The sequence below is a fragment of the Rhodothermales bacterium genome, assembly GCA_013002345.1.
Classification (GTDB): Bacteria; Bacteroidota; Rhodothermia; order Rhodothermales; family JABDKH01; genus JABDKH01.
Genome location: JABDKH010000013.1, coordinates 20,506 through 33,197, shown reverse-complemented (window position 1 = coordinate 33,197; position 12,692 = coordinate 20,506). Strand labels below are relative to the sequence as shown.

Genomic DNA, 12,692 nt, shown 5'->3' with positions numbered 1-12,692 from the left:
AGACGCTGGCTGCGCATTGCGAACCGCGCCATCAGCCTCCCTCGCATACTGATGCTCGGGTTGGCCTGAAAGACATATGATCGGTTCCGCGACACGTCCTCGTCGGTTGCGAGCGGTGCAATAATCGGAACGCCATTCAGCTGAGCCACGCCCGCCGCCGCCTTCGCTTCATCGCTGTACAGTGGACCGATGATGATATCGACACGCTCCCGAATCAAATCCTCGGTTGCGTCCGCGGCGACGTCAGACCTGTTACCGCTGTCCCTGAAGATCATTCTGACCGGCATCTGTCCTCCGCCGGTCGTGTTATGCTCCTCAACCGCGATGCGGATCCCGTTAAACATCGACTGCGTGAGATCAAGCGACTCAGATTCGGTCGGAAGCAGAACTCCGAGCTTTATCAGGCGACCACGACGCTGCTCGGCGCGCATGGTCTCGGCCGCGAAACGCCGGGTCCGCTCCGCATCAGCCACGTAGCGACTTCGCGGAAACTCGCGCACGAACTGCGTCAGCAAATCGATCGCCTTCTGGTATTCACCTCTTCGGTAGTGGGACTTCCCCGCCATCAGCCACGCGGAAGTCGTCTTACGGTTTAGCGGGTAATCGGCATAAACACGCTCGAAGCGGCCCAACGCGCTTCCATAGAATTCCTGTTCGAACAGATCGAGTCCTTCTGCGAAAACAAACTCCGCTTCCTCATTGCGGAGTGCGTCGTCCTGACCCATCGCGGGCGGGGCGATCCACAAAAGTGACCATATCACGAAGGTGGCCGCATACCAACGCCTGATCTGTAATGCTGGAGCTACTCCCATTCGATTGTCGCCGGTGGTTTGGAACTGATATCGTAAACGACCCGGTTGATTCCGCGGATTTCATTAACGATACGATTTGACACGTGAGCAAGAAAATCGTGTGGAAGCTTGGCCCAATCGGCCGTCATTCCATCCACACTGGTTACTGCCCGAAGCGCACAGACGTTTTCGTAGGTCCGCTCATCTCCCATCACTCCTACGGAGCGGATAGGAAGGAGGACCGCAAACGCCTGCCAAACCTCATGATACTGCTCCTGATTGTGAAGCTCTTCGATGAAGACCGCATCGGCCTGCCGAAGCAGGTCCAGGTTCTCAGCGGTAATCGGCCCCAGTATCCGTACCGCCAGACCTGGTCCCGGAAAAGGGTGCCGTCCGACAATCGATTCAGGCACACCCAGTAGCCTTCCGATTGCCCTGACCTCATCCTTGAACAGCTCACGAAACGGTTCCAGGATCTCAAAATTCAGTTTCTCCGGCAGTCCACCAACATTGTGATGCGTCTTGATCGTGGCCGACGGACCCTTAAACGAAACACTCTCGATAACATCCGGATACAGCGTGCCCTGTGCGAGGTATTTCGGTCTTCTTCCCATCGCCGCTTCGACACGGTGCGTTGCCTCCTCGAAAATGTCGACGAACGTATTACCGATGATTACCCGCTTGCGCTCCGGGTCTTCCACGTTTTCAAGCCTTTCCACGAAGGTATCTGACGCATCCACGGCCAGCAACTTGATGTGGAAGCTATCGCGAAAAGTGTGCTGCACCTGCTCCCATTCACCCAGTCGCAACAAACCGTTGTTCACGAAGATGCACGTAACCTGGTCACCAATTGCCTGATGTAACAGGACGGCGGCAACCGATGAGTCCACGCCCCCGGACAAGCCGAGGATCACATGATCATCTCCCACGAGATCTTTGATCTCCGCAGTCTTCTCATCTATGAACGAAGCCGGTGTCCAATCTCCACGGCAACCGCAGATGTGACGTACGAAGTTTCCTACAATCCTTGAGCCTTCCTCCGTGTGAACGACCTCGGGATGAAACTGAACTCCGTAGATCCCACGTTCGACGTGCCGAACGGCAGCAATCGGAGCATTGGATGTGTGCCCGATTATCTCGTACCCGTCCGGGAGGGTCGTCAGATGATCACCATGACTCATCCAGACGCTGCTGGACGACGATACACCCGCCAATAGATCGCTGTCATTATCCACCAGGAGCGTAGCCCGACCAAATTCGCGCCGACCGGCTCGCTCCACACCGCCACCCTGGTTAAACGCTATCGCCTGGAGCCCATAGCAAATACCAAGCACCGGCACAGGTTTGTCCTCACCGTTTCGGAGGGACAGAAAAGACGGATTCAGCTGAGGGGCGTCCGGATCGTAAACTGATGACGGGCCTCCGGAGAGAATTATTCCCCTCGGCTGGGTTCGCATGATATCCGCAAAATCGGCCGTGCACGGAAAAATCTCAGAGAAAACCCCGTTCTCCCGAACTCGGCGAGCGATCAGCTGCGTGTACTGCGAACCAAAATCAAGAATGACAATTCTTTCGTGCATTACACGCTTCCGCAGCGGAGTCATGAGCCACGGGGCTCAGGCCGCGACGAGTTCCTGGTACTCGGAAGATGAGAGTAGGATGTCTAACTGAGATGCATCCTTCATCTCGATCTTGACCATCCAACCCCGTTCGTAAGGATCGTCGTTAGCCGCTTCCGGATTCGAATCGAGTTCCTCGTTGACCTCCGTGATGATCCCTGCCACCGGAGCGAATAGCTCCGAAACCGTCTTCACGGCTTCAACCGTTCCGAACACGGACTCGCTGTCGAGTTCCGTTCCGACCGGCTCCAGCTCAATAAAGACAATGTCCCCCAGCTCCGACTGAGCGAAATCCGTAATCCCGACTACGGCCGTCGTTCCATCGTCCTCTATCCGGAGCCACTCGTGGTCCTTCGTGTAGTGCAGGTCTTCTGGAAAGGTCATCTTGCTTTGCACCGAACGTTGTGATTAGTAGACCGCTGCGGGTGGCATCGCGCATGCCGATTCGAGATGATAACACCCGATCGCGGGATTTTCTAGCTAGGCGATCGGCTCGAGTTTGAACGTCTCAAGAAACTTGGTGTCGAAGTTACCCGCCCTGAAAGCCTCGTTCCTGAGCAATTGACTGTGAAACGGAATCGTCGTGTGCACGCCTTCGATTACGAACTCGTCGAGCGCTCTCTGCATCTTGTTGATTGCCAGGTCTCTCGTCTTCGCACGCACAATCAGCTTTGCAATCAAGGAATCGTAATGAGGCGGAATGACGTAGTCGGCGTAGGCATGAGTATCCACACGCACACCGTGGCCGCCAGGCGGATGGAACGTGCTGATCGCGCCCGGAGATGGGGCGAAACCGCGGAATGGGTTTTCGGCATTGATACGACACTCGATGGCGTGACCATCCATGACGGCGGGTTGATTCGAGACATTCTCACCCATCGCAACAAGAATCTGAAACTGAACAACGTCGCAGTCAGCGACATCTACTGTCACGGGATGCTCCACCTGAATGCGCGTATTCATTTCCATGAAATAGAATTCCTTTTTCGCATCCAGCAGGAACTCCACCGTACCCGCACCTTCGTAGTTCACGGCCCGGGCTCCCTCTACGGCTGCCTCACCCATTCGGTCGCGGAGGTCGGGATCGACGATGGGTGAAGGAGATTCCTCGAGCAACTTCTGGTGTCGCCGCTGTATCGAGCACTCGCGTTCTCCGTAGTGCTTCACACCACCTCTGCCATCACCGAGCACCTGGATCTCTATGTGCCTCGGCGAATCGACGAACTTCTCAATGTAGACGCCTCCATCACCGAACGCGGCTTCCGCCTCGTTGGACGCCGCTGCAAGCTGTGCCGCCAGCTCTCCGTCGTCCGTCACTACACGCATACCGCGACCACCACCACCCGAACGCGCTTTGACGATAACGGGATATCCGATGTCAGCAGCGATCGAAATGGCTTTCTTCGCATCGTCCACCACGCCGTCTGATCCCGGCACGACCGGGACACCCGCCTTCTGCATCGTTCGCTTCGCCAGGCTCTTGTTGCCCATGAGCCGTATCGTCTCCGCCGATGGACCGATGAACTTGATCCCGTGATCAACACAGATCTCACTAAAATCAGCGTTTTCAGCAAGAAATCCGTAGCCGGGATGAATCGCGTCGGCACCGGTGACTTCGGCCGCCGAGATGATCCGATCGATTCGAAGGTAGCTGTCGCGCGAGGGTGGAGGCCCGATGCAAACGGCCTCATCAGCAAATCGAACATGCAGCGAGTCGCGATCTACCGTGGAAAAGACAGCAACCGTCTTGAGACCCATCTCGTGACAGGTACGGATGATGCGGAGGGCGATCTCCCCTCTGTTGGCGATAAGAATCTTCTTCATGCGGACGACATGGGGGTGAAGATCGGACGGTCCGGGATTGGTGCTTACCCTGGATCAGCCGGGCTCGATGGCAAACAAGGGCTGATCGAACTCCACGGCCTGCGCGTTGTCGACGAGGATCTTGCGGACGACGCCGGACATCTCGGCCTCGATCTCATTCATCAGTTTCATGGCTTCGATGATGCAGAGCACCTGGCCGCTGCTGACCGTGTCGCCAACCTCAACAAATGGTGCCGCGTCAGGTGAGGATGATCTGTAGAACGTGCCGACGATCGGCGCCTTCACCTCCACCATATTCGATACGGCTGCAGGCGTCGAGGCGCTCACTGTGTGGCCGCCTGAAGTTTGTGCAGCGGGCGCGAGTGGTGGTGGTCCGTAGCCGCCCTGAACCGGATACGGCGGCGGCATATACGACATCGCCGGCTGAAACGTAACGTTGGGGCTCTCCTTCCGCACTACGATCTTGAGTCCATCTTCCTCTAACTCAACTTCCGCCACGTCGCTCTCCGCCACGAGTCGGAGTAGGTCGCGAATCCGGTCAAGGTCCATGTGTGTGCTCTTCGTTTGCGCCCCGCGGGGCCTGTGCTTAGTCGGCTAGTTCGATGACGCGCGCGTGATGTACGCTCCCGTCTCAGTATTGACTCGCACGACATCGCCTTCGTTGATAAAGAGAGGGACGTTCACGGACGCACCGCTTTCCAGTTTCGCGGGCTTCGTCGCTGCCGTCGCTGTATCGCCCCTGACGCCGGGTTCTGTCTCGACGACGGCCAGATCAACCGACTTCGGTATCTCGGTCGTTAGAGCCGCTTCCGTCTCCGCGTGGAACAGGATATCGATCATCCCACCCTCCTTGACGAACTCGCGACCGGGAACGCTTTCCGCCGGCAACTGGAGTTGCTCGTACGTGTCTGCGTTCATAAAGTGCAGGCCAAGATCATCCTGATACAGAAACTGGTGTGGTCGACGCTCAATGCGGGCGGTCTCGACCTTTTCTCCAGCGCGGAAGGTGTTGTCCATCGTACGCCCTGTGCGGACGTTCTTCAACTTCGTACGAACGAATGCACCCCCCTTGCCGGGTTTCACGTGCTGAAACTCCGTAATCGTCCATAAATCGTCATTCCAGACGATTGCGAGACCATTGCGAAAATCACTCGTCGATGCCATTCTGTACGTTTGTGTCGTGGCGCCAAAGAAGAATATAGCCCGCCTTCGAGGCGCCAGTCAATTTGGATTGTGACCCGGATCCGTCACTTCTTGAAGCGCTTGATCAGGTCCTGAACACGCTTTTCGTCGATCTCCCCGGCCGAGGTATCAGGTCGTGCCGTCTGCAGGTTGCCGGCGGGGCTCCGGCGGGTTGCAGTCGGCTGCACAGGCGGGTTTCCCGCCCGCTCGCGAAGGCGGCTCTCGATCTCGTCAATCCACGACCCGTGCGCTGGCGATCGCGTGGTCTTCTGACCGGCCGACGTACCTCGGCGCTGCTCAGCAGGCGGGTTAACCGGATCCGTTTCGAACGCGAGGCGCTTGTAGTTCAACAGGTGAAGCGGAGAAATATTGTCGCTCGTGATTGAACCGCCCGTCGTGCCCGGGCCCAGAGTCATCGCAGGGAAGAGCGCGGTTGTAAACCCGACCGAGCCAAGAGCCGCCACCGTGTTTACGACAATCCGCATCGCCGGCTTTTCGAGGGCGAACGCCTCAATGATTCGGTCATTCTCACAGTGCAGACCAAGCGTGTGACCCATACCGCCAAAACCGAGCACTTCGATACAGCGGTCGCACCCGGCTTCCCATCCATCAGCCGTGTAGAATGACAAGATGGGAGAGAGCGTCTCCGAGGACAGCAGCTCATTCTTACCGACCATTTCCACTTCGGCGACGAGCGCCCGGGTCGACGGTGGTACAGAGAAACCTGCCAACCCGGCGACATGTGAGGGTGACCGCCCCACCTGCTCCACGTTCAGCCGCCCGTTCACGAACAGAACATCTCGAAGTTTCTGTTTCTCCCGCTCGTCGACGACGTATGCGCCCTCCGATCTCAGGGCGTTCAACAAACGGGTACGGATCGGAAGATCGGCAACGATACTCCGTTCTGTAGAACAGAGCGTGCCCCAGTCAAACGACGCCCCGTACACAAGGTCCGCCGCCGCTTTGGTCACGTCAGCGGATCGATCCACGAAGACCGGCACGTTACCAGATCCGACACCGTAGGCCGGTTTGCCCTTCGAATAGGCTGCCTGCACCATCGCCGTACCACCGGTGGCCAGGATCACGTCGGTATGATCGTGCTCGAGCAGTTCGTTCGTGCCGGCGAGCGATACATCCTGAAGGCAGCCGAAGAGCCCCGGGGGCGCTCCAGCATCGTAGGCTGCATCGGCTACGACGGCAAGTGCGCGCCGCGTGCATCGAACCGCACGTGGATGTGGACTCATGACTATTCCGCACCGCGCTTTCGCAGATATGATCGCCTTGTACATCGCCGTCGATGTCGGATTCGTGGACGGAATCAGTGCAGCGACCACACCCATCGGAGTTGCGACCTCCCAGATCGAACCACCCTCCGGCCGATTAATGATCCCCGCCGTGTTCATCCCGCGCATTCGCTCATGAAGTGTCTTCGTAGCGAACAGGTTTTTCTCTGTCTTGCTGTCTATCCGGCCGAAGCCGGTTTCTTCATGTGCCCGGCGCGCCAACTCGGAGGCCGCGCCGGCACCTGCCCCGGCCATAGCAGCAACGATATGATCAACTTTGTCCTGCGTGAACTTCGAATACGTGTGCTGTGCGGCATGCGCCTGCTCCACGAGTTCGCGAGCTTGCTGAATCGAGGTAAGGTCGGGATCCATGAAGGTGAGCGATCAATTCGATGGAAAGTCGGCCGTCACTGACCGCTGCCGTCAAAGAATTGACGACTTTCCGGCACTATTCGACCGATTTTGACCGTTAATATAGGTGTCTACCGACGATATCGGCCGAGACCTTTCAGGACACTGTCCGGAATCAATTTGGCTCCCCGAAGCAAGAAACCCAAACGCGCCCCCGCCGAACGACACGGTGGTCCACCGGGCGACCCCGCTCAGATCAATGAGGAGCTTCTTGCGGCCTACCTGGCAGGCACTCTCAGTGATAATCAGCGACTCGAGGTGGCCCGGCACCTCGCGACCAGCCCGGAAGCACGAGAAGTGCTTTCAATGGCGTACGCAGCCATGCTCGCCGAGCGCAGGAACAGCGCCCTCTGATCGCCGGAAGAGTCTCATCGGGGGATTGTAGTTGATATCGAGGCGCCGGACCTTGTAATGGGTGGCTCGTCGGCGGTTGAGAAGGTGTCAATTTGCGGCCTCAGGCCCCAAAGGCCTCCATTCGGGTGTGAATGCGGTAGTACCTTCACGGCGCGGCACAAGATTTGTGTCAGCGACTAGTGCACTTCCAATTCTCGTGTTATAAAAGGCACATGGACGACTCCGCTACATTTGCTCCCAGAACGCTTTTCGGCATTGACAGTGTCGATCAGTCGTGGGGTGGACTCTTTGCGGGAGGCCGCTACCTGACCTACGGAACAAACGCCAGCGGTCGCAGCCTTCTGCCCCCAGCGTTTATCGCTGCAGCAACCCGGTCGCTACAGACTTCGCTTCTCGTTTCACGTCTGCGGAGCGCCGATCTGGCCATTCAGGCCACGTCTCTTGGTTTTGACCTCCCGCAGGCGGTTAATAGTGGCCTTCTCCGCGTCAGCCGCACACCGTTCGAGCTTGAATTGATCGACCGCGACGACGACTCCCTCGAGTCGTCGCTCAAGGTCCTCGCCAGCCTCATCGTAGATGCGACGGCCGATCGAGTCGTCATCGATGACTTCAGCGCCTTCGCCCGATTCTCGTCCTTCGATCGGTTCCGCACCGCATTCGCTCGCCTCATAACCGAACTTGAACATATCCCGTCGACGATTCTGTTCGGCATGCCCGAGCCCGCCAACGATGCATCGCGGCGGATCATCGACTATATGAGTACCCTGATGACCGGGTGCCTGCGCGTTCACCTGGCCTGCGTCGACGGGTTCTCGCAACGAACGATCTCTCTCATTCCTCAGATCGGCCACGTCACGCGCCGTGTTGACGTCGGGTGGCAGCTGGAACATGTTGTTGCGAGAGCCGACGATGTTGCGAAATCACTGCAGCGCCTTCGCGGAACGACGGCCTTGCCGTCAGTTGCTGAGGTGCCACCTGTTGCACCGACGCCGCCATCCGATGCGACGACGGAGGAGCCAACTGAAGAGACGGATCTGTGGGTCCCGACACATCAAGAGCCTGTCATTGACCAGACCGTGTCCGTCGATGCAACACCTGACGAGCCATCGTCATTTGAATTCTCAGTCGAACCCGCGCCTCCGACACCTGTTGAAGACGCCGGGCTTGTCTTCCTCAACCGCGAAAGATTCACTGACGAACTGCAGCTCTACTTCGACGACTACGAGACTTCGGGTTCTTCGTTTACCCTCGTCGCCATGCGAACGGAGGATCCAGACGACGGCACAGGGTCGGACGACTTCAGAGAAATCATTCAGGCCCTTCAGAACGTGCTGAAGCGAGAAGACTCACTGTTCGCAGACCCGATAGTCGAACGCATCATTGTCATCCTCGGAGACGGCAAATCAGACGAGGCACAGAACCTGTTCGCGTCGGTGAAGAACCGGCTACGCGAAACCGCTCCGGACAAGGCAGACCATCTCCTGAATGTTGTCGCGGCCGTGGTCGTTCCCGACGGGAAGCCCTTCACGACGGCAGAAGAATTCGTACGGTACGTCCTCGACGAAGAAGACTAACGACCTTGCGACTATTTGAACGTGCGCTTACGGGCCAGGACCGACGTCAGGTCATCAAGGCCCACAGGCCCGTTGCGATACAGGAACGGTTCAGCGAATTGAGCACCGATGGGGTAGCCGTACGATCTGGCACGCGCCTCCGTCCATTCGAAGAACGCCGGGTTTGAAACATACGTCTCCGGCTCATTGGACTTCGCTTCGTAGTCTGCATTGAAGAACTGGCTTTTGAACGCCTGCACTGCGCGGGTTCTCTGATCCCAGAAGTCGGATACGTCAACGACAAACGTTGGATCGAAAGGGATCGACTGCATATAGTGGAGGACGTGATCTGGTCGATGCGGCTCCTGTGGTGTACCGTCTGAGGCGAGTGTTTCAATCTTGCGGAGGCCGGAGTAGAAGACGGAAGCCGTCGCAAGTTCGGTTGCCGCTCCATGATCCGGATGTCGGCAAACCGGTGCGCCGACCAGAACCGTCGTTGGTCGATAGCGCCGAATCTGCTGGATGAGAAGGAGTCGATTCCGAAGGTTGTTCTCGATGTTGCCGTCCGGAATCTTCAAGTTCTCCCGAACACGGACCCCCATGATCGTCGCAGCGGCGGCAGCCTCCTCTCGCCTCTCTTCGACCGACCCGCGCGAACCGAGTTCTCCTTGCGTCAAGTCAATGATGCCAACGGCCAACCCGCGCGCAGTGAGCGAACAGATGGTTCCCCCGGCCCACAATTCCACGTCGTCCGGGTGTGCCGCTATCGCGAGAACGTCGATCGAATCTTCTGTCACAGCTTTCTCCGATCTCTACGAGATCATTCCACAACCAGGTTGACAATCTTGCCGGGAACGTAGATCTCACGCCTTACAACCTTTCCTTCCAGGTGCCGGGCCACGTTCACATCGGCACGTGCGGCAGCAAGGACAACCTCCTTGTCGGCATCCGGCGCGACCGCTACGGAGCCACGTACTTTCCCGTTAACTTGAACAGCGACGTGGACCTGCTCCTCGCGCAGCAACTGCTCGTCCACCGAAGGCCAGGATGCAAACGCCAGCGATTCCTTGTTTCCCATCCTGTGCCACAGCTCTTCCGCCATGTGGGGAGCCATCGGGGCGAGGAGCAAGATGAACGTATCCGCAACACGTCGCGGAATCCGCTTCAATGCAACCATTTCGGAGTTCAACTCGATGAGTGCTGCAATGGCGGTGTTGAAACTCAAACGGTCAAGATCATCCGTCACACGTCTCACCGTTCGATTCAGAAGGCGCCCAAGTTCGTCATCTGGATCTTCATCCGTAACGAGCAGTGTGTCTGTGTCCTCATCGACGAGGTTCCGCCAGACACGGTTCAAGAAGCGATGTACGCCGATGATGTCTCGCGTGGACCACGGCTTGGATGCTTCAAGCGGCCCCAGGTACATTTCGTAGAGTCGGAAGGTGTCGCAACCGAACTCGGCTGCTATCTCATCGGGGCTCACGGCATTCTTCAGACTCTTTCCCATCTTGCCATACTCCTGCGTGACCGGCGCACTCTCGTGGAAGTACTCCTTCCCCGATTCGCCCTGCACGTCAGCAGCCGGACGATTGTCCTGGTCGACGACCTTCTCAGAGTCGACGATGACTCCGCGCTCGTCCCGATACGCGTAGGCCTGAATGTATCCCTGATTGATGAGGCGGCCGAAGGGTTCAGGTCCCGATACATAGCCCAGATCGAATAACACCTTGTGCCAGAAGCGGGCATAGAGCAGATGTAGCACGGCATGCTCAACGCCCCCCACATACAAGTCCACCCCGCCCGGAGCCATCCAGAACTCCTCCAGTTCCTTGCCGACGAAGTGCTCGCTATTCCACGGCTCGATAAAGCGGAGATAGTACCAGCATGAGCCAGCCCATTGGGGCATCGTGTTTAACTCGCGCTCGTACCGCACGCCGTCCACGATGACGTGCCGCCACGATTCCGGTGCCCGACCCAATGGTGGACGCGGAGGATCGTCCGGGTTGTCGCTCGTCTGTGGCCTGAAGTCCTCCATCTCCGGCAGCACTACGGGGAGATCATCTTCCGGGACAGCATGAATCGAACCGTCCGGACCGTGGAGTATTGGAAACGGCTCACCCCAGTAGCGCTGACGACTGAATAACCAGTCGCGCAGTTTGTACTGAATAGCCTGTTCACCCAGATCGTGTTCGGCAAGCCACCCGGTTATCAACGTTTTGGCTTGATCCGTCTCAACACCATTTAGAGATACATCAGCATTTGCGGAGTTGACTCCGAATCCCGCTCCTGTAAATGTTTCCTCCAGCGCCGCCGGATTGGCCAGGTAGGCTTCCTGCTCGATGTCACGCTGCTGTAACCAGGCGGCATCGGGTATCACCACGGGGCGAATATCCAGATCGAATTGTTTCGCGAACTCGAAGTCGCGTTGATCGTGTCCGGGAACGGCCATGATGGCCCCTGTACCGTATCCCATAAGGACATAGTCGGCGATCCAGATCGGAATCTCTTGACCGTTCACCGGATTGATCGCATATCCTCCAGTAAACGCACCGGTCTTCCGCTTGCCCTCCGCCATACGATCGACCTCGGTCATGCCAGCCGCATCGCTCTGGTATTTGCGTACCTCCGAACGGTGTTCGGGTGTCGCGACGAGGTCGACGAGCGGATGCTCCGGTGCGAGGACCATGTAGGTCGCACCAAACAGAGTATCGGGTCGTGTCGTGAAGACACGGATCACGTCCGGAAGACCGCCGATCGCGAAATCGACCATTGCACCCTGGCTACGACCGATCCAGTTTCGCTGCATGATCTTGATCGGCTCTGGCCAGTCGACCAGCTTCAGGTCATCCTCAAGACGGTCCGCGTACGCCGTAATCCGAAGCATCCATTGCTTCAGCGGACGTTTGAATACCGGGTAATTGCCACGCTCGCTTCTGCCCTCGTTCGTAACCTCCTCGTTTGCAAGAACAGTCCCAAGGGCGGGGCACCAGTTGACCGGAACTTCCGCCATGAAGGCGAGCCGATACCCCGCGAGTACGTCCTGCCGCTCTACTTCGTTGAGAGACGACCAGTCCTCGCCAGTCGCAGGTGCCTTGCTGCCGTCATCAAATGCAGCGATCAGCTCGTCGATCGGACAAGCCTTCGACAATTCCCCGTCGTAGTAGCTGTTGTACAGTTTGAGAAATATCCATTGCGTCCACCGATAGTACTCCGGATCTGTCGTGGCTACTACCCGGCTCCAGTCATAACTCAAGCCAAGACGCTTGAGTTGACGAAGCATATTCTCGATGTTCTTCTGAGTCGTGATCCGCGGGTGAACGCCGTGCTCCACGGCAAACTGCTCGGCAGGAAGACCGAACGCATCGAAGCCGATGGGGTGCAGCACTTCAAGTCCCAGCATCCTCTTGTATCGCGCAACGATGTCGGTCGCAATGTATCCCAGCGGGTGGCCGACGTGCAGTCCGACGCCGGACGGGTAAGGAAACATGTCGAGGACATAGAACTTCTCCAGATCCCCTTTCGGATGCCGATTCGTGGCAAAGACAGACTCCGTCTCCCAGAATCTCTGCCACTTTTCCTCGATCTCCGTGAATGGGTAGCTCGCCATGTACTCACTGCTGTGATTTCGGTGGGGCCGCGACCTCACCCGTTTCGCACTTCGAACATCCTCCGACC

At 57.7% G+C, this 12,692-nt stretch carries 11 protein-coding genes; 2 read left to right on the top strand and 9 right to left on the bottom strand.

What is annotated here, in order from left to right; translation table 11 throughout:
• From HKN37_00720 to HKN37_00690, 7 genes are all read right to left on the bottom strand, one after another.
• Positions 1 to 725 (bottom strand): ABC transporter substrate-binding protein (locus tag HKN37_00720; GenBank protein NNE45162.1); only part of this gene is annotated, 725 nt, incomplete at its 3' end.
• Between the two features lie 77 nt (positions 726 to 802).
• Positions 803 to 2,371: a glutamine-hydrolyzing GMP synthase gene (gene guaA / locus HKN37_00715; GenBank protein NNE45161.1), complete on the bottom strand. Its 1,569-nt coding sequence runs from the start codon at positions 2,369 to 2,371 to the stop codon at positions 803 to 805.
• 36 nt (positions 2,372 to 2,407) lie between these two features.
• A complete protein-coding gene (gene gcvH, locus HKN37_00710) occupies positions 2,408 to 2,794 on the bottom strand; it encodes a glycine cleavage system protein GcvH (protein ID NNE45160.1) in 387 nt (128 codons plus the stop codon).
• 96 nt (positions 2,795 to 2,890) lie between these two features.
• Positions 2,891 to 4,234 (bottom strand): acetyl-CoA carboxylase biotin carboxylase subunit, encoded by a 1,344-nt coding sequence (gene accC, locus HKN37_00705; protein NNE45159.1) that lies wholly within the window; start codon positions 4,232 to 4,234, stop codon positions 2,891 to 2,893.
• Between the two features lie 54 nt (positions 4,235 to 4,288).
• Positions 4,289 to 4,783: an acetyl-CoA carboxylase biotin carboxyl carrier protein gene (locus HKN37_00700; protein NNE45158.1), complete on the bottom strand. Its 495-nt coding sequence runs from the start codon at positions 4,781 to 4,783 to the stop codon at positions 4,289 to 4,291.
• A 45-nt stretch (positions 4,784 to 4,828) separates the two neighbouring features.
• Positions 4,829 to 5,398 carry an elongation factor P gene (gene efp / locus HKN37_00695; GenBank protein ID NNE45157.1) on the bottom strand — a complete coding sequence of 190 codons (570 nt, stop codon included), beginning with the start codon at positions 5,396 to 5,398 and terminating at the stop codon, positions 4,829 to 4,831.
• An 83-nt stretch (positions 5,399 to 5,481) separates the two neighbouring features.
• A complete protein-coding gene (locus HKN37_00690) occupies positions 5,482 to 7,071 on the bottom strand; it encodes an aldehyde dehydrogenase family protein (GenBank protein NNE45156.1) in 1,590 nt (529 codons plus the stop codon).
• A 159-nt stretch (positions 7,072 to 7,230) separates the two neighbouring features.
• Here HKN37_00690 and HKN37_00685 point away from each other — a divergent pair, with 159 nt between their 5' ends.
• Together HKN37_00685 and HKN37_00680 are read left to right on the top strand one after the other, a co-directional pair.
• Positions 7,231 to 7,464, top strand: coding sequence for a zf-HC2 domain-containing protein (locus HKN37_00685; protein NNE45155.1), 234 nt, complete (start codon positions 7,231 to 7,233; stop codon positions 7,462 to 7,464).
• A 212-nt stretch (positions 7,465 to 7,676) separates the two neighbouring features.
• On the top strand, positions 7,677 to 9,038 hold the full coding sequence (locus HKN37_00680; GenBank protein ID NNE45154.1) for a hypothetical protein: 1,362 nt from the start codon (positions 7,677 to 7,679) through the stop codon (positions 9,036 to 9,038).
• An 11-nt stretch (positions 9,039 to 9,049) separates the two neighbouring features.
• Here the strand turns inward: HKN37_00680 and bshB1 are convergent, their stop codons facing one another.
• Entirely contained in the window at positions 9,050 to 9,814 is a 765-nt protein-coding gene (gene bshB1 / locus HKN37_00675) for a bacillithiol biosynthesis deacetylase BshB1 (GenBank protein NNE45153.1), read from the bottom strand.
• A 23-nt stretch (positions 9,815 to 9,837) separates the two neighbouring features.
• A complete protein-coding gene (locus HKN37_00670; protein NNE45152.1) occupies positions 9,838 to 12,624 on the bottom strand; it encodes a leucine--tRNA ligase in 2,787 nt (928 codons plus the stop codon).
• Positions 12,625 to 12,692: the final 68 nt, after the last annotated feature.

Coding starts and splice junctions, on each gene's coding strand:
- guaA (NNE45161.1), bottom strand. CDS start 2,371: ATGCACGAAAGAATTGTCATTCTTGATTTTGGTTCGCAGTACACGCAG.
- gcvH (NNE45160.1), bottom strand. CDS start 2,794: ATGACCTTTCCAGAAGACCTGCACTACACGAAGGACCACGAGTGGCTC.
- accC (NNE45159.1), bottom strand. CDS start 4,234: ATGAAGAAGATTCTTATCGCCAACAGAGGGGAGATCGCCCTCCGCATC.
- HKN37_00700 (NNE45158.1), bottom strand. CDS start 4,783: ATGGACCTTGACCGGATTCGCGACCTACTCCGACTCGTGGCGGAGAGC.
- efp (NNE45157.1), bottom strand. CDS start 5,398: ATGGCATCGACGAGTGATTTTCGCAATGGTCTCGCAATCGTCTGGAAT.
- HKN37_00690 (NNE45156.1), bottom strand. CDS start 7,071: ATGGATCCCGACCTTACCTCGATTCAGCAAGCTCGCGAACTCGTGGAG.
- HKN37_00680 (NNE45154.1), top strand. CDS start 7,677: ATGGACGACTCCGCTACATTTGCTCCCAGAACGCTTTTCGGCATTGAC.
- HKN37_00670 (NNE45152.1), bottom strand. CDS start 12,624: ATGGCGAGCTACCCATTCACGGAGATCGAGGAAAAGTGGCAGAGATTC.